We start from the raw sequence: 26,190 nt of genomic DNA, 5'->3' as shown, positions 1-26,190 counted from the left end.
CCCGTAATTGCGATCGCGATATGCCCGAGCAAAGCGAGCGTCAACAGGCAAGGGCTTGGGCGGACCTTAGATCAGCTTTGCGCTGCTTGCGCTCTCGCAGGGGGCGAAGCGGTCAGCCCCCAGCGTCGTCCACGATCTGCCCCGGCGTGATCGCGCTGTAGCAAAGCTGTGCCTCGGCGGCCGGCCCGCGCCGGTCAGGCAGCTTCTCGACGCGGATCACACGGATGACGTTTGCGTGCGGGAAGGTGATGAGATCGCCGATCCGCACCGGAGCATGCGCACGCTCGATGCGGCGGCCGTTCAGCCGGACGATGCCGCGCTCGGCAAGCGCTTGCGCGCTCGACCGGTTGGGCGCGAGCCGCACGAACCAGAGATATTTATCGAGCCGCAAGCTCGGTCCGTGGCCGGACACCGCCGCCCCGCCCTGCGCCGACAGCGTTATTCCTCCCGGCCGAACAGGGCGCCGAGCCCGGCGAGCGCCTTGCCGGTCGCGACGATCTGGCGCGGCTCGCGCGGCCCGCGATCATTGCCTCGGTCCCGATCCTTGCCGCGGTCCTGCGGCCGGCCACGCGGGCCCTGACCATCATTCTGGCGCGGCCCCTTACCCTTGCGGTCGTCGCGTGGACGCTCCCCATCGGGCCGCTGGACCTGGTTGCGATCCGGCCGATCGGTGCGCTGCGGACGATCGCGCGCCTGCCTTTCCCGAGGCTGCTCGCCACGTGGCTGGTCGTTTGGCCTACGCCGGCGCTGATCGCCCGCCGGGCGCGGCGGCCGCACCTTGGGACGACCCCGGAAACTCCAGTTGGGCGCGCCTTCAGCAGCGTCCGGCACGGGGCGGAACCCGGCCTGGCGCATGAGATCGAGGAAGCTCGCCTCATTAAGGCCGATCGAGACGATGGTCGGATCGTCAGCGCCATAGGGCTTGCCCGCCGCGATCGCCTCATGCGCACCGCGCGCGAGCCGTTCGACCATGTCGATGCGCAGCCAGGCGTCGCCAAGCTTGCGGAAGCCCGCGATCCCCGCGCCGGTCTCGTCCAGTTCCTCGCCCGCCGGGAGCAGCACCGCGCCGGCCGCCGGCAACGCGACAAGCGGCGTACTCTGCTTGAGCGCAAGCAGCGCCATGCGCCACTGCGCGGCAGCAGGTTTCATCAGGCCGGGATGATAGAGATCCATGACGCCGATGACGACGCCGGCCTTGCGCAGATGCGCACGGTCATCCTTGGCAACCTGACCAAGCGCCTCATCCAGCGCGATGCGCGGCATGATCCCGCCGGCGTCGGCGAGTTGCGCCAAAACCGCGCGCACCGGCGGCGGCACCTCAGGGTCGGTCGCCCCGGCTTCCATCTTGAGCAGGGCAGGAATATGTCGATCCAGCTGTCCCCTGATCCAGAGGCTGAGCCGGTCACGAACCCCTTGCTGCACCTCCGGCGCGAGGGCAGACAGGCCGGAATCGAGCTGCATCTCGGGCCCGAGCAGACGCTGCCCCGCCTTGAGCGTTGCAACCGGGTGCCCGTTCCAGATGATTTGCGCATCACCGCCGGGCTGGCTGGCGAGGGTGAACGCCTTGTCGTCCACCGCCAGCAATGCCTGTGCCATCTCGTTCAAATGTGCACCCAGTCTCCGTTGCGCAGCGGCCAGCAACAACCGCCTCTCACTCGCCCTTGCTGCAGGATCGACGGCGAAGCGAAAGCCTCGCATCGTCCCGATCTTGTGTCCGTCCACTGTTACATTGCCCGCGCTGTCCACGTCCACTGACAAAAATGCATCATTGTCCCCATTTCGGCGCAGCAGAGCCGATGCTCGCCGATCGACGAAACGCTGGCGCAAGGCGCCGTGCAGCGCATCGGACAGGCGATCCTCCAGCGCGCGGGCGCGCGCCGCCATCTCGACCGGCTGGGCAAGCCAGTCGTCGCGCTGCGCGACATAGGCCCAGATTCGCACCGCCGCGATTCGCCCCGCCAGCGCGTCGACATCGCCCTGGACATTGTCGAGCCGGGCGAGCTGGCCCGCGAACCAGTCCTGCGGGATATGGCCATTGCCCTGGCTGAGCCAGGTCCAGAGGCGATGAATCGTGCGGGCGTGGTGCTCAAGGCCGAGCTTCTGGAAATCCGGCACGGAGCAGGCCGCCCAAAGCCGCGCGACCTGGATCTTGCCTCGCGCTCGCGCGCGCACGTCGGGCAGGTCGGCGAGATATTTGAGCACGGCCAGATCGATCGCCTCTGGCGCGGCACGCAGGCCGGGCCGATCAGGCCGCTCCTCCAGCGCCTCGATGAGCGTGTCCACATCCTCCATCGGCAGATCGGCCTCGCGCCAGAAGATCTGGTCGATTTTGTCGAAGCGATGCTCCTCGATCCGCTCGACTTCCTCGGCGGTGAAGGCGGGCGGACCGTCCGAAGCGCCGATGTCGCCAAAGGTGCCGTCGCGCTGATGGCGTCCGGCGCGGCCGGCGATCTGGGCCATCTCGGCCACCGTCAGCCGGCGCGTGCGCTGTCCATCAAACTTGCGCAGCGACGCGAAGGCGACATGATCGACATTGAGGTTGAGACCCATGCCGATCGCATCCGTCGCGACCAGATAATCAACCTCGCCCGCCTCGAACATCGCGACCTGGGCATTGCGTGTCGCCGGGCTGAGCGCGCCCATGACGACCGCCGCGCCGCCGCGATGCCGGCGCAGCTGCTCGGCGACGCGATAAACCTCCTCGACCGAGAAGGCGACGATCGCCGAGCGCTTGGGCAGGCGCGAGAGCTTGGCCGATCCCGCATAGCGCAGGGTGGAGAAGCGCGGCCGCGTGACGATCTCCGCGTCCGGCAGCAGAGCGCGGACGAGCGGCGCCATGCTGGCCGAACCGAGCAGCATCGTCTCCTCGCGCCCGCGCGCATGCAGCATGCGATCGGTAAAGATATGGCCGCGCTCGGGATCGGCAGCGAGCTGAATTTCGTCTACCCCGACGAACGCGAAATCCTTGAACGAGCCAAAGCCGCCGCGCACCGGCATAGCCTCGGCCGTTGCCATCACATAGCGCGCATTGGGCGGCGCGATGCGCTCCTCTCCGGTCAGCAGCGCGACTTGATCGGCACCCTTGATCCGCGCCACCCGATCATAGACCTCACGCGCCAGGAGGCGCAGCGGGAAACCCATCAGCCCGCTTGAATGCCCGCACATCCGCTCAATCGCGAGATGCGTCTTGCCGGTATTGGTGGGCCCGAGCACGGCCTTCTGAGCGGCGGAAGCGTGGCTCGGCATGCGCCAGACATGGAGTGACGCGGCGCACGGGACAAGCCGCAATGCACAGGGCGACGTTATTTTCCCACCGGTGCCGCATTCGATCGATCATGGCACACGTCTCACCGCAGCACTGACTCCGCTTGACCCCTGTTAGTTTGACTTTAACCAATTCATTTCACAAACAATCACGCCAAGGCCGGCACGACGCGACGATCGGCCGTGCGAAGCAATGGCCTTCGGGGGCAAAACCCAAGTGTTTCAGAAGATCGAGTTGAGCCCGAACCAGGGAGCAGGTGCAGGCACATTGTGGCTGAATAGCCCAGTGCCGACGTTCGGTTCACGTCCGACCGTGGCAGCGCCTCCCGCCACCTGGCGCGAGCGCGTCGGCGAATGGGCGCGGCATGTCGATCTCGCGCCCGATCTTGGCCATCATATCGGCAGCCGCACCTGGTGGCGGGGCCTCTTCACCTGCCTCGGCTTATGCGGCACCGCGATCATGCTGGCGCCCGGCGCGACGACCATTCCCGGCGCCATCCCTCCGGCGCTCGAAACCAGCCACCTCGATCAATATCGCTCGCAGATGATCAGCGCCTCGGCGCTGGGCGGCGACAGCGGCCTGCGCATGGGGCCGACCGACGCGGTCGCCCCCCTCGCAGAGACGCCCGAGCGCCCGCAGATCGAGCTTGATACAGCCCTCGGCACCGGGGACAGTTTCTCGCACAGTCTCTCGCGCTCTGGCGTGAGCGCACGGGATGCGGCCACAGTTCTCAGTCTGATCGCCGGCGCGGTCGATCCGGATTCGATCGCGGCGGGCACGCGCGTGCGCATGATCCTGGGCCGCCGTCCAAATCGCAATGTCGCGCGCCCGCTGGAGCGCCTCGCCGTACGCGCCAAGCTGGAGCTGGCGCTGGAAATCACGCGCGAAAATGGCGCCTTGGGCCTGAAGCGCATCCCCATCGCCGTCGACAATACGCCGCTGCGCATCCGCGGTCGTGTCGGCGAGAGCCTGTATCGCGCCGCCCGCGCGGCGGGCGCCGAGCCTTCGACCATCCAGGCCTATCTCAAGGTGCTGGCCGGCCAAACCAATGTCGGCTCGATCGGATCGGACGACAGTTTCGACATCGTCGTCGCCCATCGCCGCGCCGCAACGGGCGAGAGCGAAACGGGCGAGCTTTTGTTCGCCGGGCTGGACCGCGCGTCAGGCAAAGCGATCAACATGCTCAAATGGCAGCAGGGCGGCCGGCCGCAATGGTTCGAGGCATCCGGCGTCGGCGAGCGCAAAGGCGTGCTTGCCGCCCCCGTTTCCGGCGCGCGGCTCAGCTCCAGCTACGGCATGCGCTTCCATCCCGTGCTCGGCTATGCCCGCATGCATGCGGGGCTCGATCTCGCCGTCGCTTATGGCACGCCGATCTATGCGGTGACGGACGGGCGTGTAAGCTATGCCGGCTGGCATGGCGGCCATGGCAAATATGTCCGCCTCGAGCATGCCGGCGGCATCGGATCTGGTTATGGCCATATGAGCCGCATCGCGGTCGCTGCCGGCCAGACGGTGCGGCGGGGCCAGGTGATCGGCTATGTCGGCTCGACCGGCCTGTCGACCGGCCCGCATCTTCACTATGAGCTCTATCGCAACGGCGCGACGGTCAATCCCAACTCGATCAAGTTCACCCAGACCGCCCAGCTCTCGGGCGTGGCGCTGAACGCGTTCAAGGCGCGGCTCGCCGATCTGAAGCGCCTCCCGGTCGGGCTGGTGAAAGCGCCGACCGTTGCGACGGCGAGCGCAGATCCGGCGCATGCTGGAGGCGGCGGAGCGGCACACGCGCGCTGAACGGAGCAACCGCGGTCGCGTGACGGAACCTGATTGTGCTGCCCCGATGTTGTAGGCGATGGATCCGGCCAGCGGCCATGTGTTCGCCCACTTCACGATAAAGAACGATCTGGCGACCGCGAACAAGCGGAATACGGCCGTGCCGGTCAGGGGGCGTTCAGACAGAGCATGCAAGAGCCGCGCGGTGCGCGTTTCCCTGCTTCCGTGTTGGTCCGCGATTCATCGGACGGTCAACCGTTCGCCGCGACAGGCGAAACGTGAACATTTCGCTTGCGCAGCAGAACTATCTGGTTACGTTATATCATTATGAACAACGCATCCCGCCTCGCGCAGTTCCTGCGCTCCGCCGCCCTGCCCGCTATCCTTTTTGGCATCCCGGCGCTGCCCGCGCATGCCCAGACCGAGGAAAATCCGCCTCCGGACACCGGCACGCAGCATGGTCATGACCAGGATCATCCCGAAGACATCGTCGTTACGGCGATCATCCCGCGCAGCCATATCGATATATTGGGTGGTACGTCTGTCCTGACCGCAGAAGCACTCGTGCGCGACATGCGGCCCAACCTGGGTGAGACACTGGCCCGCCAGCCCGGCGTTTCGGCCACCTCCTTCGGTCCCAATGCCTCGCGGCCGATCCTGCGCGGCTTCTCAGGCGATCGCATCCGGCTGCTCACCGATGGCATCGGCAGCTTCGACGTCTCGGCGACCTCGGCCGATCATGCCGTCGCAATCAATCCGCTGCTCGCCGACCGCATCGAGGTGCTGCATGGACCGGCCGCCTTGCTTTACGGCTCGTCGGCGGTCGGCGGCGTGGTCAATGTGATCGACAGCCGCATCCCGACGCGGATACCGCCCAACGGCTATGACGTTCAGGCAACCGGCACTTATGGCAGTGCGGCCGAGGAGCGTTCACTCGCCGGCAAGACCGACGTGTCTGTCGGCGGCGGCTTCGTGCTTCACGCGGACGGCACCTATACCAGGACCAGCGACATGCGGGTCGGCGACTTCGTCCTGGCGCCAGCCGTGCGCGACGCGGCACGGGCGAGCGGCGATCCCAAGATTGCGGCGCTGGCCGATCTCAAGGACCGCGTGCCGAATACGGCGAGCGAGGGCTGGTCCTATGGCGGCGGCTTCGCCTATGTCGGCAGCGGCGGCTCGATCGGTGCCTCGGTCTCGCAGCTCCACAATTTCTACGGCGTGCCGGTCCGCTACTCCACGGACCCGGGTGGCACCTCCGAGCATACCCGCATCCGCATGGACCAGACCCGCGCCGACCTGCGCGCCTCTGTCCCTGTCGATGGCAAGTTCCTGGACGAGATCAAGCTGCGCGCCGGCTGGGCCGATTATCATCATGACGAGATCGAGCAGGATGGCAGCGTTGGCACCAGCTTCTTCGCGCAGGGTATGGAAGCGCGGCTCGAACTGGTGCAGGCGCGCCGCGGCGGATGGGACGGCGCCTTCGGCGGCCAGATGGTGCTGCGCAAGACCAGCATCGTGGGCGACGAGAAATTCCTGCCGGACGTCGATTCGGAAACCTATGGCCTCTTCACGCTCCAATCTCTGGATCTCGGCGACGTGCGCTTCGAGGCGGGCGGACGTTTCGAGCATAATCATCTCTTCGCGACCGCCGATTCGCTTCTCGGGATCCCCGACACGGACCGCAAGTTCGATACGCTCTCCGGCTCGCTTGGCCTCAGCTACGCGATCACACCGGACTGGCGCGCTGGCCTCAGCGTCTCGCGCACCGAGCGGGCGCCGACCGCGGACGAACTGTTTGCGCGCGGCAATCATGCCGGTACGCAGGCCTTCGAGCTTGGCGATCCCAATTTCAAGAGCGAGCGCGGCTGGGGCGTCGAGGGCAATCTGCATGGGCGCGGCCGGGATTATCACCTGACCGTCTCGCTCTACTACAACAAGTTCGATCGCTTCATCTATGACAGCATCGTCCCCGATGCCGCCTGTCTCGCCGCCAATCACGGCAACCCGCTCGACTTTCCCTGCTTCGCCTATCAGCAGACCGGCGCGGAATATTATGGCGCGGAAGTGGAAGGTGAATGGACGGCTGCGAAATTCGGCGACACCAAGCTCAACTTTGATGGACTGGCCGATGTCACCCGCGCCACGCTGAAGGGCGGCGCACCGGTGCCGCGCATCCCACCGCTGCGCCTGCTGGGCGGGGCAGCATTGGAGAATCCGCACTGGAACGCCCGCCTCGAAGCCGAGCATGATTTCGCGCAGAACCGGGTGAGCGGTCTCGAAACAGCGACCCCGGCCTTCACGCTGGTCAATGCGTCGCTTGGATGGAAGCCTGCGATGCTGTCCAATCGCCTGTCGCTCACCTTGTCGGCCAACAATATCTTCGACGTCACGGCGCGGCGCGCTGCGAGCCTGCTCAAGGATTATGCGCCACTTCCAGGGCGGGATATTCGCGTCACGGTCGCGATCGATCTGTAGAGAACGACAAAGCGGGCCCATCCGCAAGGATGAGCCCGCTTTTTCTATCGTTTGGTGATCGCTTATTTGCGAGCGAGGTAGGATTTGCGGAAGAGGTCGATCGCATTCGCCTTGGGCGCCTCGCTCAGCGGCTGGCCGGCATATTCCTGCGCGCCCCACGCGCCATAGCTACTGACCGGACCGACATCCTGGAAGAGCGTCAGCAGATCGCCAATCTGGGACTGCCAGGCCGTGAGATAGCGGGTGTACATCTTGCCCATCCGCGGATCCCGCTGGATCAACTTGAGCTGATCCACGTCGCTGCTCACAAAATGTTGCCCCCCCTCGTAAGCGATGTAGCGAAGGTTATAATTAGCGGCCATCGCTTTCACCTGCTTCGCGATTCCGATCGTCTCATCAATCTTCGCGGGAGCAGTAGTGTTAAAGAAGTTGTCGCGCGCCGTAACAGTAGTGAACTGCCCAGCCGGGAGGGTGCCGCCGAAGTAAGGCGCCGTCGCGACGGCGTCGACTTTCTTCGATGTATCCTTCCAAAGCATGATCAACCGAACATTCTCGGGGTTGTTCTGCGTGGCTGCAATGCGCACGATCCGCTGCATCTGGCCGGCAAAGACCGACGACCAAACGTCCATCACCTCGCCCGTCTTTTGAGCATAGCGATAGAGCACGCCGATGCCGGGGTTGGTCGACATGTTGGCTGCCACGCCCTCGTCCCGCGCTTGCGATGTCACGAGGAAGAGCCAGTTCCAGACTTCGTTCGACACCTCGACATGAGCTTTAAGCCTGGGATCGAGCGTGTCGCGCACCAGCTCAGCCATCTTGCGGACATATTCGGCATCGGCATTCCACGGGATGTTGAACCAGGGATTGGTCTGCGTCTCGTTGGCAAGCTGGATCATATATTCGAGCGCAACGCCATCGGCCGCATTATAGGCGCCTGATCCGGGCTTGTTGCGCGTGGCCCAGGTCACGGCGCGGTTATCGTTGACTGCCGTGGTCCAGTTCAGGAAGCGCACCGTGCTGTAGCGCTTGACATTATCGAGGAACGTTGGATCGAACGTCGCCGTTGGGCTCGCGTCGGTTTCGCGGCAGTCCAGGCCCCGCAGCGGATCGCTGGAGGACATACCTGAATAATAGAAGCTGGCGTTGACCGGGGTTGCGCCCGGAACCCAAGTGAACGTCGCCGAATTTTTTGCATATTTGGCATTCCGGACGGTCGGGCCCCAAACCTCAGCCTTGGTGATCGTGCCCTTCCAGCGGCAAACGATATCGACTGTGACACCGCGATAGGCCTTGGTCGGAATGCTAAGGCCGGTCACAATACGCTCGCCCGGGTCGAGCCGGATCACGTCATAATTGGCGTCCATGCGGTCCGCCGGCACCGAGACATATTGGCCGGACGTATTAATCAACTTGCGGCCGCCGCCAGACGCCAAATTTACGAACATGCGTTCTTGAGCATAATAGGCTGGGAGATTAAGGTTGATGCCCAGTTCCATGGACTTGGACCCCGAACCCGTGGTTCCGCCGGCCGTCTTGACGACCGTGGTATCGCTCGGCGCAGTGCCCCCCGACGTGGCCGGGCCGGCGGCGGTGAGCGTGCTGATCGTCAGGACGGACAATGCCGGTTCAAGCCATTTCAAGACAGAACCTCCTGTATCGAAACCCGATGACAGCGACAGCACGATGCCACCTGCAATCGCGACGGTGCTGACCAGCCCCGTCGATCCCACCACCAATGCACCCGTTACACGTCGCTTGAAAGTGCGTTTGCCGCCCTGCACCCGGATTTTCATTATCATGACTCCCGCTTTCGGCCCAATGGGAAGAGCCTGTGTTGATCTGGAAGCGGGAATAGAGGTGACCGCCAAAGTAACGATTGCAGAGCTTGGTAACGACGATTTTAACCAGTCGGGCCGCTCCGACTGGTTCGATCCTGGCAGCGCTTTTCCGCTCCCGGTCGATTTCCTGTTTTATGTTCATGACTCTACCCGCTGCGCCTAAGCGCCCGGATGCCGCAGGCTCCGGCCCGTTCATTCTTAATTATCGAGAATTGTTCTGGCCTTCCCCGCCACGTCGCCCAAGGTCAATGCTTTGGACCGAGCGAACGCTGCGACTGGCCGTCGACAAGTCGCATGCGGATTTCAACGACATTGCGGCGCACACGATCAGGCTGCTTATGTCAGGCTGCGCTCACTCTTGCAGGGCGGGCACAGGGACGACAGCAGGCTGACGCCCCGCCCTCGTTGGGGAAGCGGGCGGTGCGGACGCCCGCCTCGCAGCCGTCATGCCAGCCAGCGCTCCCGCGACGAGCCAGGTGATGGGGCGCAGGGATGCATTAGGAATGAGATCAAACAGATTGAGCAGGTGCGCTGCCAGAAGCGTGACCGTCGCCATTGACAAGCCAGCGCGGCGCAGCCGGAAAGCGCGCCAGAATGGATAGGTCAACAAGCCGAACAGCGCGAGATACCCAACCCAGCCGGACATGCCCAGCGTGATAACCCAGGTGCCGTCCGTCACGGAGACGTCCTTCGTCGCGCCATAAGAAGTGACAGCGATCACGCGATTGCGACCATAGCTGCCCCATCCGAACAAGGGTCGCTCCCTTGCGTGCGCAAGCAGCATGTCCTCGTTCCTGAATCGGAAATCGAGCGATTCCGCGCGGTCCTGACTGACCATCGCGACCGTCTCGGTTACGGAGGTGAGTGGCAGGACATCGGCGGCGCGCACCGCGGGATAGACGAGGATCAGCAGCGCGATGCCGAACATTAGGGAAAGAAAGCGGCGTTGGGGCAGGAAAATCAACGGGAGTCCGAATGCGATGGCAAATACAGCTGCGCCCAGCGACTTGTTCAACAGCAGCACCAGCGCAAGATAGCCCGCAATCGCTGCCATCGGGAGACCGAACATGCGCGCGCGCATCCGCGTGAGACCGATGGCTGAAAGCAACGCCATGGCAATGAAGGTCGAGACGAGCAGTCCGTGACCAAGGAACACCATCGCGCGGAATCCACCGCCGCGAATCTGCTGGATAAAATAACCCGCCTGGCTCACCTCATAAATGCGCGCCTGCAAGAATGGGCTGAGCCGGACTTCCGCCAGGATGGGTATCGAGTAGATGAACGCGGCGAAGACCAGAATGACAAGGATCTGGCGATGGGCCCGATCACCAGCAAGCAGAGCGGCGCCGAGCACGAATGGCACGACCTGCAGAACCGCGCCGATAGCGGCGGAAAGCCCCTCTCGAAATCCCAGCCCCGGCAGATCGAACGACCCGATCCGGATCGGGTCGCCATTGGCAAAGGCTGTCCCGAATTGCGAGAACACGAAGACCAGCAGAAGGAGGTTCACAGTTACGCTGCGCGGCCACCGAAATTCGCCGGCTCGGGCCATGATCGGTGCCAGCAGTAGCGCGCAAACATTGGGGATCGTCGACTTGTCCATCGAAGGGATGCCCGCAAAGTCGAACGAGACGACGATCGGCAGCACAAGATAGCCGCCAAGGATGGTCCAGATCGTGGCTCGCCCTGCCGGCATCGTCATGTAGAGCGCGAGCGCAACGACCGGCCATAGGAGGAGCGCGCCGTAAGCGATCATGTTCCCCAAGAGATGATCCTCCTCTCGATCGCCGGTCCCGATCGGACAGCCGGCCGACAGGTTCGCATCCTTGCCAAGGTGCAGTCCCGCCGGTCAAGGCCAATGGCCCGGTTCCGCCGCGCCGCGCAGCGCAGCTCAATAGGCATGACGGTCCCAGACGAGCTTGAACACGGTCTCGAGGATGATCCGCAAATCGAGCAACGGCGACCAGTTCTCGATATAATAGATGTCATATTCGACGCGCTGCTTGCCACGCTCGATCGTGTCGATCTCGCCGCGCAGGCCGCGCACCTGCGCCAGACCGGTGATGCCCGGCTTGACGCGATGGCGCGCCGCATAGCCACGCACCGCGTCGTGATAATAAGCGTCGCCCACCCGCATCGCGAGCGCATGCGGGCGCGGGCCGACGATCGACATCTCGCCGCGCAGCACATTGAAGAGCTGCGGCAGTTCGTCGATGCTGGTGCGGCGGATGATGCGACCGACGCGGGTGACGCGCGGATCCCCCTTGCGGGTGCGCTCGCCGCCGCTCTCGTCCTGCCGGTCGGTGTACATGGAGCGGAACTTCAACACCTCGATCTCGAGATTGTTGAAGCCGAAGCGCTTCTGCTTGAATAGGATCGGGCCCTTACTTTCCAGCTTGATCGCGATCGCTGTGATCAGCAGAATCGGCGAGAGGACCAGGATACCGATGAGAGCGAGAAGGCGATCCTGGATCTCCTTCAGGATGCCGTCGAAATCGCGGACCGGCTGCTGCCAGACGCTCAGCACCGGCAGCGACCCGATATAATTGACGCGATATCGGTCGCGCAGCACGAGAAATTCGCGTGGCATGATACAGATGTCGATCGCGCCGGCTGACAGCTCCTCGATGATCTTGTTCAACCGCTCCTGCTGGACGAGCGGCAGCGCGACGATGAGCTGATCAAGCATGCCGCGCCGCGCCAGCTCGAGCAACTCCTCGAACCCACCAAGATACGGAAAGCGGCCGATCATGCCGGTCTCGACGCGTGTCCTGCGATCATCGGCAAAGCCGATGATGTTGATGTGCGGCAGCCGCTCGATATCAAGCAGTTCGAGCAGCCGGCTCGTAACCTCGCGATCGGCGCCGTAGATGCCGACGCGCTGGCCAATAACGCCATGCCGCATGCCGAGCCAGACAAACCGCCGGAAGAGCAGGCGCGAGGCGATCAGCAAGGCAATGCACAGGCCGAGGAAGATAAGGGCGAAGCGCGGCGACAAATCCGACAGCTCACCGAACTGGATGATCGTGAAGCCGGTGAGGGTGACGGCGACGAGAAAATCCAGGAACGTGCCGCTGCCCAGATCATCGCCCTGGCCCCGAAACGCCGAATATGCATCGCGAGAGATGCGGATCAGGAAGAAGTTGATCGCCATGATGATTACGGCGGTCGTGTGCAGGCGGCTGTCGAAATAATAGCCGAACCAGCCCTGGTAGATCAGCACTGTGACGACGTAGGCGATCAGATAGCACAGCGCGTCGTTGACGATGCCACCCGAACGCAGAACGTTCGAGGTGAATCGCACATATCGATTCCGCTTGGGTCGCTGGGCGCTGTTCATGTCATCCCGAATGGTTCAACGACAACTCAAATCCGCCCGAACAGGCCACGATTTGGCGGCGTCCCCGGCGTGTCGTCGACCATGTAACTGGTCTTCGCCGCGGCAAAGCCCTGATAAGCATTTTGCAAGCAGGCCTGGTCTCCCGCCCATTGACACTGCGCACCCATCACCTCCCAGGCCTTGGTCGCGGACGGAACCGCACGGGCAAAGGCTCTGGTTACCGACACAGCTCTGCCCTTATCGCCCAACTGATGAAGATACTGCGTATATTTTTCGAGCAGGTAGAAATTCTGCGGCAGGTTCTTGAGGCCGTCTTCGAAGACCTGCCGGGCGCGCCAATCGGCCTTCGACGATCGATAGATGTCCGCCAACACGACATAGGTCTCCGGATCCAGCGGATCGTTGACCTGGGCCAGTTGGGCCGCTTCGATCGCCGCATCGATCTGGTTGGCCTTCATCAGGATCTGCGTACGCAGGAGCAGCGCATCGACGTCGTGATCGTCTTTTTCGAGCAAGGCATCGATTTGCTGACGCGCTTCGGCCTGCCGTCCCGAGGCGGCGAACAGCCGGGCCTTGAGTGAGGCGATCAGCGGCTGGGCATTGGCTGGTGCGTTACGCAGCACCGCATCGGCCATCTTCAAATCGCCGATCTGGAACAGGTAGCGCACGGTTTGCACCACCGCGAGCGGCTCTGACCAGGCCGAAACGCCACGCGCGGACGCCTCGGAGATCGGCGTCTTGTCATATTGCCACCAGATGCGCTGGAGCGTGCGATAGTCGCTCGGATCACGCGAGCCGGCCTTCAACAGCTCCATCGCGGCAGCGCGCGCCTGCTCGGTCTGGCCGATCTTGTAGAGTAGATTGACCTGGTCGAGCCGGTAGACCGGATTGCCCTTGCTGAGGCGGACCACGTCTCCGAGCAGGGGCGCCATGCCTTCAGGCTGCTTGAGATAGCGATAGATATTGAGCTTGTTGGTGATGAGCGCTGGCGACTTCTGCGACACGAGCATGGCTGCATCGATCAGCTTGAGCGCATCCTCCGCCTTGCCGGTCTTGGCCAAAGAGCGAGCCTTGATGATGGCGGCCGCTTCATCGCTCGGCGCGATCGCGATGATCTTGTCCGCCATCGCCATCGCATCGTCGTATTTTTCTTTCGACAGGGCGATCATGCCCTTCACCTGCATCGCGGGCACCGCGTTGGGTTCCAGCGTGAGCAGCTTGTCGGCGGCCTCCTCCGCATCGCTGAGCTGACCTATCTGCACGCCGATGTTCGCGACGTAAGCCAGCGCCATGCGGTTTGTCGCATCGAACTCGAGGGCGCGACTGAAAGCACGATATGCACCCATCGTATCATTCGATTTCAACGCGATAGCGCCGAGCAACTGATGATAAGCGGGCTGATCCTCGCGCAGGGCGATCGCCTGGCTGATCGCCTGCCGCGCCGCAACAAGATTGCCGGCCGCTGCATAGACATCCGCCTGTTGGGCGAGCACTGCAGCTCGCTCCTGAGGGCTCTTGCAAGCCTGCAGCGCGACGACCGCAGGCAGGAGTGCGATGAATAGCGCGATAGAACGCAAGCGCGACCGTAACCGATATGTAAAATACCCGAAGCGACAGGTGCTTACCTGCCCGTCACGAGGAAAAATCGGCCTGTTGAAGTCGTTCATCTGGCGTCATCTCGAAATCGCTAAACAGGGGACGCGCTTACAAGGCTTCAGGAGGCGGAGCAATCAAAGTAACCAAACCGGGACGATCATTAACCCTGCTTTTACGTAGTGACGACATAATATTTTGGTATATGACGGCGTCGTCCACGGCCAACAAAGAGGATCTGCACGCGTGCGTTCTACCGTGAAAACCTGGCTCATGGCCGCTTCTCTCGTGACATTTGCCGCTCCCGTCATTGCACAGAATGCATCTGCGCCGAGCACGGCCAGTCGCCCCCAGCGGCAATACACGATCAACCCCGGTGACCAGATCGAGGTCTATGTCTGGGGCGAGGAGCGGTTGCAGCGCAGCATCCGCGTCCTGCCCGATGGGACCTTCTCCTTCCCGCTGGTCGGGCGGGTTGTCGCCGAAGGGCTGCTTCCCGAACAGGTTGAGACGGCTATCTCCAATGGCCTCTCCAGCCAGTACAAGGGCGAGCCACCGCAAGTCACGGTTTCGGTCCAGAATCCCAGCGGATTCATCTTCTCGGTGATCGGCCGCGTCCGCCAGCCGAGCACCTTCACGCCGGGGCGCTACGTCAATCTGGTCGAGGCGATCTCCATGGCGGGCGGCCCCGCCGAATTCGCCAATCTCGACAACATCACCGTCATTCGCAAGCGGGGCAATGAGCTCACCTCGTTCAAGGTCCGGCTCGGCGGCGCGATGAAGGGGAATCTCCCGGAGGGGAATGCCCAGGGCATCCCGCAGATCCAGACCGGCGACACGGTGATCGTCCCATGACGATGGTGCGGCACGCTGGACGTGCCCTGGCAGTAGCGGTGCTGCTGTCGAGCGGCGCCGCGTTCGCGGACGCCAAAGTCAGCGCAGTTGCGTCCGTCAATGCAGGCATTGCAAGCAATCCTTATGGCGTCACCAGCGGCGACGCGGCGTCGGGCACGCTGATCGGCGATTTCGCGCCGACGGTGGTCATCGGTACGCCGCGGGGCGATCTCTCGCTGTCCGGCCGTGTGGCGCATACCGAATATTTCAAGCGTTACGGCGGCACGACGGACTATACACTTGGAGCCCGGACGGAGCAGCGGCTGAGTGAGCTCACCACGATCAATGGCGCGGTCGGCTTCAACAGCAGCGTTCGCAACGGCCTCTATCCCGTGGTCGACCCCTCGTTCCCGACCAATCCGAACGAGCCGGTCGTTGTCGACCCCTCGGCCGGAAGGGGTTATGCCCAGCGCACCGAGACCTTCAATGGCAGCCTTGGACTGAACACAAGCCTTTCGGCCTATGATACGCTGAGTCTTTCCGCGCGCGGGGCGAGCCTTCGCTATCCGGACGGTGCCGGCTCGTCGCTGACCTACAAAACTTATGGCGGATCTGCGTCCTACAGCCGCACCATCGGGCCTGCGACGTCGATCGGCCTGTCGTTCGATCTCGGCAAGATCGATTATACGACGGGCGCGAATGACAGTACGCAATATTCGCCCGCCGCGACGTTCGCTACCCGCCTCGCCGATCGCGTCTCGCTGAACCTCAGTGCGGGCGTCACGATCAGTCACTTCAACCAGCTGACCGGCAGCAACAGCAAAACCTCCTTCTCCGGCTCGGTCGGCCTTTGTTATAGCGGGGACCTGTCCCGCTTCTGCCTGAACGGATCCCGGCGGGTCGGGGCAAGCTCGATCTCCGGCACGTCCACTGTGACATCGTTCGGCGCCACCTACAGTCTTCAGCTCGATCCGCGCAGCAACATCGCGGCCAACCTTTCCTACGCGCGATCGCGCGCCTTGGCCGGGTTTACGGGCGAGAACAGTGATTATGGTTATGGCAGCCTGAGCTACAACCGGACCATTCTCGAGCGGCTCTCGGCCGTCGTGACAGTCTCCTATAGTGATAGTAAAAACCAATTCATCGATCCCCGCGGGAATTTCTCCGGCACGGTGGGACTGAGATACAGGCTGGGTGAACTCTGATGAACAACGTCCAGGTCCATTATGACGTCGCCGAGGAACGGGGCAGTGGCGCCTCCTTCCTCCCGTATCTGCCATCGATCATCTGGCAACGGAAATGGCTGCTGATCATCCCGTCGCTGCTGGCGCTGATCGCGGCGCTCGCGACGGCGTTCCTTTTGCCGACCAAATATCAGTCGCGTGCGGTGCTTCTCGTCGAGGCTCCGTTGCTGCCGGGTGACGTTGCGGGAGGCGACCCGAGCGGGGCCGAGGTGGTCGATTCGCGCATGGCGCGCATTCGCCAGCAGGTGCTGAGCCGGCCGCAACTGATCGAGCTCATCCAGCGCAACAGCCTCTACCAAACCGAGTTGCGCTCCAGCTCCCTCTCCGAAGTGATCGAGAAGATGCGCGGTTCCATCGCGATCGAGCCGGTCACCGCCGACATCCAGTCAACCAGCAGCGGCCGCCGCAGCACGATCGCCTTCGGCATGAGCTTCTTCTATTCCGATCCGATCAAGGCCCAGGCCGTCGCCCAGGCGCTGACCGAGCAGGTGTTGCAGATCGACGCATCAAAGAGCGCAGCGCAGGCCGTCAACACCGTCGAGTTCCTGACCGATCAGGCGACCGATCTTCAAACGCAGATCAGCCAGCTCGAATCGGCGCTCGCCCAGGTCAAGGCTCAGAACGGCCTTGCGCTCTCGCCAAGCCTCGGCATGTATGCCGGCGGCAGTAGCGGCGGCATCGATGGCCAGATCGCCGCGCTGCAGGCCGCGAATGCCCAGCTCATCGCCCAGCGCGACATGACGAAGAACGGGGCCGACCGCGACCCGGTCGTCGCGCAGGCGGAACAAGCCCTGGCAGCCGCCCAGGCCGCCTATTCCGACAAGCATCCCGATGTGATCCTGGCCAAACAACGGCTCGCCGAAGCGAAGGAACTCGCCAAGTCGAACGTGACCAGGGTGCCGATGAATGCGCTCGACGCACAGCTTGCCTCCAACAACAAGCAGATCGCTATCCTGCAAGCCGCCAAGGGAAGCGAAACGAGCCGCAGCCAGACGATCATGAACGCGCAGATGCGCGCCCCGCTGGTCCAGCAGCAGGTCAGCCAGCTGCAGGAACGCCTCGATGGTCTGAACGCGCAATATCAGCGCGTGCAGAACCAGCTTCTGTCCGCCAAGGCAGGCAAGAAAGCCGAGGACGAGCAGCAGGGCGAGCGTCTTTCCGTCATCGATCCCCCCGTCATTCCCGACGAGCCGGTATCTCCGAACCGACCGATGATCATCACGATGATCACCGGCGCGGGCATCGGCCTCGGTCTCGCCGTCATCCTGTTCATCGAGCTGCTCATGAAGCCGATCCGCGACGCCGGCGCAATCGTCGCCGCGACGGGTGAGGCGCCGCTGGTCGTCATCCCGACGATCCTGACCAAGGGTGAGCGCCAGAAGAAGGGCCTCAAGAGCCTATGGCCGTTCGGCGGCGGTGACGATGATGATGACGAGGATGACGACGAGCCTGTCAGGGCGAGGGTGAAGAAATAGCAGTGCGCCGAAGGAGTTTGACCAGTGTCTGATGAGCTTACGCTAACCAAGTCGCTGAGCACCCCGTTCCTGATCCCGAACCAGAGCGACCTTGCTCTGTTCACGCCGGATTGGCAGGTGCTCGAGAATAATCATATCGTCGGCTTCAACAGTCGCCACATCTCGTCGCGTCCCTTCAGTCTGCTGCGCTCGCAGATGGTGAAGCGTATGAAGGCGCGCGGGCACAAGCTGGTCGGCGTGACCTCACCGGCACCGGGCGCCGGCAAGTCGTTCCTGACGGCCAATCTGGCCGCGACGCTGAGCCGCCTGCCCAATCACCAGATCCACGTCTTCGACCTTGACGTGCGCCGCGCCTCGCTCTCCGCCAATTTCGGCCTGTTGGGCGAGATCGGCTTCGAGCGCTTCCTCGCCGGCGAGACGGACGATCTCACCAGAATTGGCCGCCATGTCGAAGGCACCAATCTCTCGCTCTATCCCTGCTATGCGAATGACCTCGAGACAATGCCGCTGCTCGCCAGCGAACGTTTCGCGGCGTTCATCAGCTCGCTGCGCAGCCTGGGCGAGGAGCATATCGTGCTGTTCGATATGCCACCGGTGTTCGCCAATGATGATGCGATGGTCGTCGCCTCGCAGATCGACGCCTATTTGATGGTGATCGAACAGGGCCGCAACAGCCAGAAGCAGGTCACCGACGCGATGCGTTTGCTCGATCCGTCGGACTGCATCGGTTCGGTGCTGAACCGCTATGACGGGGGCGTAGGCGACCCCTATGGCTACAGCTACGGGGCCTACGGCAAATATACGGACTATTTCAGCAAGGGCGACTGAGCGCCTTTCGCGAAAGGCGGATACGCAAAGGGCGGCCGATCGATGGATCGGCCGCCCTATTTGTTTTTGAAAACTCCCTCAAAGACTCGGATCAATCAGATATTTCGCACCGGTGCCCTTGCGCTCATAGGCACGCGCAATCTGCGGATTCAGCACGTCGGAAAGGCTGATCGTGGCACCGAACCGGCTGGCGAAGGTCGTCTTGAGCTCGTCCTGCACCCGCCTGGCGTGGCTTTGCAACGTTTCGGGATTGGCCTTCTGCAGGAAGTGGGTCAACAGCCAGCCGTCCACCTTCCAGGCATAGCCGGTGCGCTCGATGATGGTCGGGCCGGGATCGAGTGTGCCGTAAATATAGACCTGCTTCATGACGTTGGAGCCATAGCGGTTGAAGCTCTCCAGGCTGCGGGCCGCAACCACTTCCATGGCGTCAAGGATCTGGCTGGCCATCGTGCCGCCGCCGATCGCGTCAAAGGCGATGGTGGCGCCGGTGGCGGCGATCGCATCGATCAGTCGGTCGCGGAAATCGGGCGTACTGCTGTCGACGACATGGGTCGCGCCGATGCCGCGAAGCAAAGCGGCCTGAGCCTCGCTGCGCACGATGTTGACCAGCGGGACGCCATCGGCCAGGCAGATGCGCAGCAGCATCTGGCCTAGATTGGAGGCGGCAGCGGTGTGGACGATCGCGCTATGGCCTTCCATGCGCATGGTCTCGACGAAGCCCAGGGCAGTGCGCGGGTTGACGACGGCGGAGGCGCCGTCCGCCGCGCTGGCATCCTCGGGAAGCAGCGTGGTCGCGGCGGCGGGCAGCTTGCGATAGGTCGCGTACATGCCGCCGCCGACGGCTGCGACCTTGCGCCCGAGCAGATGCTGGACGTCGGGGCCCGCCTTGACGACCGTTCCCGCACCCTCGTTCCCCACCGCAAGCGCCTTGCCAACACGCAGCGCAACGGCGGGCAGGCGATCGGCGGGCAGGTCAGCAACCAGAACCGAATTGTCGGCGGTGCCCTCCGTCCGGAACGTCCCGGCAATGGCGCGATCGACCAGCAAGCCAAGGTCCGACGGGTTGATCGGCGCTGCCTCGACGCGGACGATCACCTCGCCCGGCCCGGGGTCGTCCACGGCGATCGGCTCCCGGCTGATTCGCAGCTGGCCTTCGGCGGTGATGAGCGAGCGCAGTTCGTATCCGTCGAGCGTATCGGCCATCTCATCCTCCCGTCGGCTTTTGCCGTGGGCGGCTTCTTAACGCGTAATCGCCGCGCGCTCCAGCAGCGAACGCCACCAGCCTTCGTTGGCGAGATACCAGGCCAGCGTCTGTGCGAAGCCCTCATGGAAGGTGCGGCGCGGTGCGTAGCCCAGTTCGCCCCGCGCCTTGGTCTCGTCGATCGCATAGCGCCGGTCGTGGCCCTTGCGATCGGTGACATAGGTCTTGAGGCTGGCGGAGGGCTGGCCCTTCGCGGCCGGCGCATCAGGGAAACGCTCGGCAAGCGACGGCGTCTCCACGAAAGCGCGATCGACTGTGCTGCAGATCTCGTCGATCACCGCGAGATTGGGCAGCTCCTGCCCGCCACCGATGTTATAGGTCTCGCCCGGGCGGCCGACCTCGATCACCTTCTCGATGCCGTAGCAATGATCCTCGACATGCAGCCAGTCGCGCACGTTCATGCCATCGCCATAGATGGGCAGGTTGCGGCCATGCAGGCAGTTCAGCAGGAACAGCGGGATCAGCTTCTCGGGAAATTGATAGGGCCCGTAGTTGTTCGAGCAATTGCTCGTGCTGACCTCCAGCCCGTAGGTGTGGTGATAAGCGCGCACGAGATGGTCCGAGGCAGCCTTGCTCGCCGAGTAGGGCGAATTGGGCTCATATTGCTTGGTCTCGGCGAAGGCCGGATCATCCGGCCCGAGCGAGCCATAGACCTCGTCGGTCGAGACATGGTGGAAGCGGTGCGGCTTGCCGGTGCCCGTGTCCAGCCACAGCTTGCGCGCAGCTTTCAACAGGCTGTGCGTGCCGACGACATTGGTGGTGACGAAGGCGTCCGGACCGGTGATCGAGCGATCGACATGGCTTTCCGCCGCGAAATGGACGATCGTGTCGATGGAGCGCTCGCCAAGCAGCTTTTCGACCAGCGCCGTGTCGCAGATGTCGCCCTCGATCAGGTCGACACTATTGAGGCCATCGAGATTGGCGGGATTGCCGGCATAGGTCAGCACGTCGAGCACCGTGACCGTGTCGGCCGGGTGATGCTTCGCCCAATAATGCACGAAATTGGCGCCGATGAAGCCGGCGCCGCCGGTGACGAGCAGATTAGCCATTGGCCTTGATCACTCCGAGCATGTCGCGAAGATGGACGCGCCAGTGCGGCGCGGGCGCACCGACCAACGCGATGGCCGAGCGTTTGTCGAGAACTGAATAAGAAGGGCGCCGCGCGGGCGTCGGATAGTCGCTGGTCGCGATTGGCAGCACGGGCACCTGCCTCGTCAGCAGGCCGATGGCGAGCGCTTCTTCCTGTATGGCCAGCGCGAAATCGTACCAGCTCGCCGCGCCGCTGTCCGTCCAGTGATGGATGCCGGTGGCGCCGGTGGCATCCAGCGCCCAGAGCGCGCGCGCCAGGCCAGCGGCATAAGTCGGCGTGCCGACCTGGTCGGCGACGACGCGCACTTCGTCGCGATCGGCCATCAGGCGCAGCATGGTGCGCACGAAGTTGCTGCCGGTGACGCCATAGACCCAGGCGGTGCGGACGATCAGAGCCTGCGGATGCGCGGCCTGCACTGCTTGCTCGCCCGCTAGCTTGGTCGCCCCATAGACGCCGAGGGGCGCGGTCGGATGATCGGGGCGATAGGGTACGCCATTCGAGCCGTCGAATACAAAGTCGGTGGACACATGGATGAAGCGCGCGCGCTGAACCGCCGCCGCCGCGGCGAGGGCACCGGCCCCTTCCGCATTGATGCGATGCGCCTCGATCTGGTCGCTCTCGGCCCGGTCCACGGCCGTGTAGGCAGCGGCATTGATCACCAGATCAGGCTCGGTCTCGTCGAACAGGTCGACGATCGCTGCCTCATCGGCGATGTCCAGCGACTGACGGTCCAGCGCCACCACGTCCGCATGGGCAGGCGCGCTCGACTGGAGGGCACGGCCGAGCTGGCCGCCGGCGCCGGTGATCAGCACCTTCACGGGAAGGTCACCGCGTCGGCCAGCAGCTTGCCGGCCAGGTCCTTGGCATTGAGCTGCGGCACGATGTCGCCGAGCGGCCAGTCGATGCCCAGCGCCGGATCGTTCCAGAGCAGGCTATGCTCGTTGGACGGGTCGTAATAGCCGCGGCACTTGTAAAGAAAATCGGTGCCGTCCTCCAGGCAGAGGAAGCCGTGAGCCATGCCTTCGGGTACCCAGAACATGCGCTTGTTGGCGGCGCTGAGCTCGACACCGACCGATGTGCCGAACGTCGGCGAAGAACGGCGCATGTCGACCGCGACGTCATACACCGCGCCCGCCGTCACGCGGACCAGCTTGCCCTGCGCACCGGGCGACTGATAGTGCAGCCCCCTCAGCACGCCGCGCGAGGAGCGGCTGTGATTGTCCTGCACGAAGTCGACGTCGAGGCCAATGTCGCGGAACGTCCGCTGGTTCCAGCTCTCCATGAAGAAACCGCGCTCGTCGCCGAACACACGCGGCTCCAGGATCAGTACGCCCTCGATGGCCGTCTCGATGACATTCATGCGACGCCGCGCTCCAGCAGTTTCAGGAGATATTCGCCATAGCCGGACTTGCGCAGTGGCTCGGCGATCCGCAGCAGCTGCGCATCGTCGATGAAGCCCATGCGCCAGCAGAGTTCCTCGGGGCAGCAAATCTTGAGGCCCTGCCTCTCCTCGGTGATGCGGACATAATTGGCGGCGTCGATCAGCGAGCCGTGCGTGCCGGTGTCGAGCCAGGCATAGCCGCGCCCCATCAGTTCGACATTGAGCTCGCCCGCTTCGAGATAGAGCCGGTTGAGATCGGTGATCTCCAGCTCGCCGCGCGGCGACGGCTGGATCTGGTGGGCCCGCTCGACGGCCTGACCATCATAGAAATAGAGGCCGGTTACCGCATAGTTCGACTTGGGCTGCGTCGGCTTCTCCTCGATCGTCTCGGCCTTGCCATCCTTGTCAAAGGAGACGACGCCATAGGCTTTCGGGTCGCTCACATAATAGCCGAACACGGTTGCGCCGCTCTCGCGCGCCGACGCGGCAGCGAGCAGATCGGTGAGGCCGTGGCCATAGAAGATGTTGTCGCCAAGGATCAGCGTCGAGGGATCGGTGCCGACGAAATCGGCGCCGATATGATAGGCCTGCGCCAGCCCGCCCGGCTGCGGCTGCACGGCATAATGGAGCGTGAGACCCATGTCGGACCCGTCGCCGAGCAGCGCCTGGAAGGCGGCCTGATCCTGCGGCGTGGTGATGATCATGATCTCGCGAATGCCCGACATGATCAGCACCGAGAGCGGGTAATAGATCATCGGCTTGTCATAGACCGGCATCAGCTGCTTCGAGACGGCCTTGGTCAGAGGGTAGAGCCGCGTCCCCGATCCGCCGGCCAGAATAATCCCTTTACGCACACATGACTCCCACATTGCGACCTCGATCCGCCGCGTTCCCGCCCTAGCCGTTCAATTGCATGTTGCAAACATCGGATCGATGATCTGGGCGCTTCGCCCGGCCGTTAACGTAATCGTGAACCGTATGTCCCAAAAACATCGTGAATCGCTTTGCGTTTTTCTGTCAGAAAAATTAGCGCTTGGCCTCGAATCTGACTAATTGGCGGTTTACGGTCTGCCGTCTGCGGAGAAGATAAATGGAAACGGCCTATGACTGGCTTTCGCTTGCAATCTTCGCGGGGATCATCGTGCTGTTCCTGCAGCGCTCTTCCATGGAAAATCCGCCGGACCGCATGATCGACTATCTGCCGCCGGCGCTCGGCTGCGCGATCGCCAACCAGGCCGGCAATTATGCGATCGAGAATGACAGCATGCTTATGCATGGCGTGGCTGTTGCCCTCCTGGGCGGCGTCGTCGCTTATGTCTGGCTGGTGCTGAAGCCGAGTTTGAAATAAGGGCTCTTCGAGCGTTGGCGCGGGAGGAGGCGTTCGCTCCAGCAATCGTCGGCGGCGCCGCCGGTCCTTGCCTCATCCGGACCGGCTCCTAAACAGCGGCAATAGAGGACCATTCGCGTGAAAATCACCATGATCGGCTCGGGCTATGTGGGCCTGGTTTCGGGTGCCTGCTTCGCCGATTTCGGCCATGATGTGATCTGTTTCGACAAGGACCAGACGAAGATCGACGCGCTGCTGGCCGGTCGCATCCCGATCTTCGAGCCGGGGCTGGACCATCTCGTCGCCAGCAATGCCGCCGCCGGCCGGCTCTCCTTCACCACCGATGCCGCGCAGGCGCTGGCCGATCCCGATGCCGTGTTCATCGCTGTCGGCACCCCCTCGCGCCGGGGCGACGGCCATGCAGACCTGTCCTACGTCTATGCGGCGGCGGCCGAGATCGCGGCCCACATCAAGCGCTTCACGGTGATCGTCGACAAGTCGACCGTTCCCGTCGGCACCGGCGACGAGGTCGAACGCATCATCCGCGAGACCAATTCGGACGCGGATTTCGCAGTGGTCTCCAATCCCGAGTTCCTGCGTGAAGGCGCGGCGATCGACGACTTCAAGCGGCCCGACCGCGTCGTCATCGGCGGCGACGATCCGCGCGCGCTGGAAGTGATGCGACAAATTTATCGCCCGCTCGCGCTCGGCCGCTCCCCGATCATCGAGATGAGCCGTAAGGGCGCCGAGCTCACCAAATATGCCGGCAACGCCTTCCTCGCGACCAAGATCACGTTCATCAACGAAATTGCCGACCTGTGTGAAAAGGTCGGCGCGGACGTGCAGGACGTCGCGCGCGGTATCGGCCTCGACAATCGCATCGGCAGCAAGTTCCTGCACGCCGGGCCGGGTTATGGCGGTTCCTGCTTTCCGAAGGACACCGTCGCCTTGCTGAAGACCGCGCAGGACTTCGAGGCGCCGCAGCGCATCGTCGAGGCGGTCGTCGCGGTCAACGACCAGCGCAAGCGCGCCATGGGCCGCAAGGTGATCGCGGCCTGCGGCGGCGACGTGCGCGGCAAGACGATTGCGGTGCTCGGCCTGACCTTCAAACCCAATACCGACGACATGCGCGATTCGCCCGCCATCGCCATCGTGCAGACCCTGCAGGATGCCGGCGCCACCGTCCGCGCCTATGATCCCGAGGGCATGGCGCAGGCGAAGAAGGACCTGCCCGATATCGGCTATTGCGCCAGCGCCTATGAGACGATGGAAGGCGCCGACGCGCTCGTCATTGTAACCGAATGGGACGCATTCCGGGCGCTCGATCTCAACCGCGCCAAGGCGTTGCTGAAGGCGCCGATTCTTGTCGATCTGCGTAATATCTATCCCCGCAAGGCCGTCGAGGACGCCGGCTTCACCTACACCGCCGTGGGCCGGTGAGCGACGCGCCGCCGATCCTGGTCACGGGCGCCGCCGGCTTCATCGGCCATGCGACGGCGCACCGACTGCTGGCGCGAGGTGAGCGGGTCGTCGGCATCGACAACGTCAACGATTATTACGACCCGGCACTCAAGGAAGCGCGACTCGCGACGTTTGAGGGGCTGGATGGTTTTGCCTTTCATCGCATGGACATTGCCGACGCACCCGCCATCGCCACGCTGGTGCGAGACAATGGGATCCGCCGGATCATCCATCTCGCGGCGCAGGCGGGCGTACGCTACAGCCTGGAAAATCCCTTCGCCTATGAGCGCTCGAACCTGGCGGGCCATCTCTCTTTGCTTGAGGCGTGCCGTCATGCGGAAGGTTTCGAGCATCTCGTCTATGCCTCGTCGAGCAGCGTCTATGGCGACCGACCGCTCGCCGACCGCGGCTTTCGCGAGGATGATCCCGTCGACATGCCGGTCTCGCTCTATGCCGCGACCAAGCGCAGCTGCGAACTGATCAGCCAAAGCTACGCAAAACTCTATGGTTTCCCGCAGACGGGCTTGCGGTTCTTCACCGTTTATGGCCCGTGGGGCCGGCCCGACATGGCCTATTTCGGCTTCGCCCAGAAGATCCTGAGCGGCAGGCCGATCGAGGTCTATGGCGAAGGGCGGATGGCGCGCGACTTCACCTATATCGACGACATTGTTGACGGCATCATCGGCGCACTCGACAATCCGCCGGCAGCCCAAGAGAATCGCATCCTCAACATCGGGAACAGTCATCCGGTCGGTTTGATGGAAATGATCGACACGCTGGAGACCGCAATCGGCCGGAAAGCGGAAAAAATCATGCGGCCGATGCAACCGGGCGATGTCACCGCGACTTATGCCGATGTCTCGAAACTGACGGCGCTGACCGGTTACCAACCCAAGGTGATGCTCACCGAAGGTTTGGACCGCTTCGCCGCCTGGTATCGGGATTTTTACGGTGATGTTGGATAGCCAGCGCTATTCCATGCCGACCTGAACAGTGGGGTGTCCAAAG

Annotated in this window: 21 protein-coding genes; 10 read left to right on the top strand and 11 right to left on the bottom strand. The window is 63.5% G+C overall.

Features of this window, described 5'->3' with window-relative positions; translation table 11 throughout:
* Positions 1-112: 112 nt before the first annotated feature.
* Together KK488_RS18650 and KK488_RS18645 are read right to left on the bottom strand one after the other, a co-directional pair.
* Positions 113-412: an RNA-binding S4 domain-containing protein gene (locus KK488_RS18650; RefSeq protein ID WP_214625211.1), complete on the bottom strand. Its 300-nt coding sequence runs from the start codon at positions 410-412 to the stop codon at positions 113-115.
* Positions 413-438: 26 nt separating this feature from the next.
* Positions 439-3,246 (bottom strand): helicase-related protein, encoded by a 2,808-nt coding sequence (locus KK488_RS18645; protein ID WP_214625210.1) that lies wholly within the window; start codon positions 3,244-3,246, stop codon positions 439-441.
* A 331-nt stretch (positions 3,247-3,577) separates the two neighbouring features.
* Between KK488_RS18645 and KK488_RS18640 the strand changes: the two genes are divergently transcribed.
* Both KK488_RS18640 and KK488_RS18635 read left to right on the top strand, forming a co-directional pair.
* Complete coding sequence (locus KK488_RS18640) at positions 3,578-5,056, top strand: peptidoglycan DD-metalloendopeptidase family protein (RefSeq protein WP_490166841.1); 1,479 nt, start codon at positions 3,578-3,580, stop codon at positions 5,054-5,056.
* Positions 5,057-5,362: 306 nt separating this feature from the next.
* Positions 5,363-7,510: a TonB-dependent receptor gene (locus tag KK488_RS18635; protein ID WP_214625208.1), complete on the top strand. Its 2,148-nt coding sequence runs from the start codon at positions 5,363-5,365 to the stop codon at positions 7,508-7,510.
* A gap of 62 nt (positions 7,511-7,572) precedes the next feature.
* Here KK488_RS18635 and KK488_RS18630 read toward each other — a convergent pair whose 3' ends face one another.
* On the bottom strand, positions 7,573-9,303 hold the full coding sequence (locus tag KK488_RS18630) for a hypothetical protein (protein WP_214625207.1): 1,731 nt from the start codon (positions 9,301-9,303) through the stop codon (positions 7,573-7,575).
* A gap of 4 nt (positions 9,304-9,307) precedes the next feature.
* Between KK488_RS18630 and KK488_RS18625 the strand changes: the two genes are divergently transcribed.
* A complete protein-coding gene (locus KK488_RS18625; protein WP_214625206.1) occupies positions 9,308-9,511 on the top strand; it encodes a hypothetical protein in 204 nt (67 codons plus the stop codon).
* Between the two features lie 189 nt (positions 9,512-9,700).
* Here KK488_RS18625 and KK488_RS18620 read toward each other — a convergent pair whose 3' ends face one another.
* The 3 genes from KK488_RS18620 to KK488_RS18610 form a co-directional block, all read right to left on the bottom strand.
* Positions 9,701-11,104, bottom strand: a complete 1,404-nt coding sequence (locus KK488_RS18620) for a hypothetical protein (protein WP_214625205.1) — start codon at positions 11,102-11,104, stop codon at positions 9,701-9,703.
* Between the two features lie 135 nt (positions 11,105-11,239).
* On the bottom strand, positions 11,240-12,652 hold the full coding sequence (locus KK488_RS18615; RefSeq protein ID WP_349356933.1) for an undecaprenyl-phosphate glucose phosphotransferase: 1,413 nt from the start codon (positions 12,650-12,652) through the stop codon (positions 11,240-11,242).
* A 62-nt stretch (positions 12,653-12,714) separates the two neighbouring features.
* On the bottom strand, positions 12,715-14,355 hold the full coding sequence (locus KK488_RS18610) for a tetratricopeptide repeat protein (protein WP_214625203.1): 1,641 nt from the start codon (positions 14,353-14,355) through the stop codon (positions 12,715-12,717).
* Positions 14,356-14,554: 199 nt separating this feature from the next.
* On the opposite strand from KK488_RS18610, the gene KK488_RS18605 reads away from it, so the two are divergent.
* The 4 genes from KK488_RS18605 to KK488_RS18590 are packed head-to-tail and all read left to right on the top strand — an operon-like array spanning position 14,555 to position 18,662.
* The gene (locus KK488_RS18605) at positions 14,555-15,136 is read left to right on the top strand and encodes a polysaccharide biosynthesis/export family protein (RefSeq protein ID WP_214625202.1); all 582 of its coding nucleotides are present in this window, start codon (positions 14,555-14,557) and stop codon (positions 15,134-15,136) included.
* Entirely contained in the window at positions 15,133-16,320 is a 1,188-nt protein-coding gene (locus KK488_RS18600) for a hypothetical protein (RefSeq protein WP_214625201.1), read from the top strand. The genes KK488_RS18605 and KK488_RS18600 overlap by 4 nt, the downstream gene beginning before the upstream one ends.
* On the top strand, positions 16,320-17,834 hold the full coding sequence (locus KK488_RS18595; RefSeq protein WP_214625200.1) for a GumC family protein: 1,515 nt from the start codon (positions 16,320-16,322) through the stop codon (positions 17,832-17,834). Before KK488_RS18600 ends, KK488_RS18595 begins: the two co-directional genes overlap by 1 nt.
* A 24-nt stretch (positions 17,835-17,858) precedes the next feature.
* Positions 17,859-18,662, top strand: a complete 804-nt coding sequence (locus KK488_RS18590) for a CpsD/CapB family tyrosine-protein kinase (RefSeq protein ID WP_214625199.1) — start codon at positions 17,859-17,861, stop codon at positions 18,660-18,662.
* A 78-nt stretch (positions 18,663-18,740) separates the two neighbouring features.
* Here KK488_RS18590 and KK488_RS18585 read toward each other — a convergent pair whose 3' ends face one another.
* Genes KK488_RS18585 through rfbA form a run of 5 tightly spaced genes read right to left on the bottom strand, consistent with a single transcriptional unit; the run spans position 18,741 to position 23,248 of the window.
* Positions 18,741-19,865, bottom strand: a complete 1,125-nt coding sequence (locus KK488_RS18585) for a zinc-binding dehydrogenase (protein WP_214625198.1) — start codon at positions 19,863-19,865, stop codon at positions 18,741-18,743.
* Between the two features lie 36 nt (positions 19,866-19,901).
* The gene (gene rfbB / locus KK488_RS18580) at positions 19,902-20,972 is read right to left on the bottom strand and encodes a dTDP-glucose 4,6-dehydratase (RefSeq protein ID WP_214625197.1); all 1,071 of its coding nucleotides are present in this window, start codon (positions 20,970-20,972) and stop codon (positions 19,902-19,904) included.
* The gene (rfbD, locus tag KK488_RS18575) at positions 20,965-21,831 is read right to left on the bottom strand and encodes a dTDP-4-dehydrorhamnose reductase (protein WP_214625196.1); all 867 of its coding nucleotides are present in this window, start codon (positions 21,829-21,831) and stop codon (positions 20,965-20,967) included. Before rfbD ends, rfbB begins: the two co-directional genes overlap by 8 nt.
* A complete protein-coding gene (gene rfbC / locus KK488_RS18570) occupies positions 21,828-22,373 on the bottom strand; it encodes a dTDP-4-dehydrorhamnose 3,5-epimerase (protein WP_214625195.1) in 546 nt (181 codons plus the stop codon). Before rfbC ends, rfbD begins: the two co-directional genes overlap by 4 nt.
* Complete coding sequence (gene rfbA / locus KK488_RS18565; protein WP_214625194.1) at positions 22,370-23,248, bottom strand: glucose-1-phosphate thymidylyltransferase RfbA; 879 nt, start codon at positions 23,246-23,248, stop codon at positions 22,370-22,372. The genes rfbC and rfbA overlap by 4 nt, the downstream gene beginning before the upstream one ends.
* Positions 23,249-23,484: 236 nt before the next feature.
* Between rfbA and KK488_RS18560 the strand changes: the two genes are divergently transcribed.
* From KK488_RS18560 to KK488_RS18550, 3 genes are all read left to right on the top strand, one after another.
* Positions 23,485-23,742 carry an XrtV sorting system accessory protein gene (locus KK488_RS18560; protein WP_214625193.1) on the top strand — a complete coding sequence of 86 codons (258 nt, stop codon included), beginning with the start codon at positions 23,485-23,487 and terminating at the stop codon, positions 23,740-23,742.
* Between the two features lie 117 nt (positions 23,743-23,859).
* Positions 23,860-25,161: a UDP-glucose dehydrogenase family protein gene (locus tag KK488_RS18555; RefSeq protein WP_214625192.1), complete on the top strand. Its 1,302-nt coding sequence runs from the start codon at positions 23,860-23,862 to the stop codon at positions 25,159-25,161.
* Positions 25,158-26,147, top strand: coding sequence for an NAD-dependent epimerase/dehydratase family protein (locus KK488_RS18550; RefSeq protein WP_214625191.1), 990 nt, complete (start codon positions 25,158-25,160; stop codon positions 26,145-26,147). Before KK488_RS18555 ends, KK488_RS18550 begins: the two co-directional genes overlap by 4 nt.
* Positions 26,148-26,190: the final 43 nt, after the last annotated feature.

Origin of the sequence: Sphingobium nicotianae, from assembly GCF_018603885.1 — a bacterium.
In the GTDB taxonomy this organism is placed as follows: Bacteria; Pseudomonadota; Alphaproteobacteria; order Sphingomonadales; family Sphingomonadaceae; genus Sphingobium; species Sphingobium nicotianae.
This window is presented reverse-complemented; position numbering and strand designations above follow the sequence as displayed.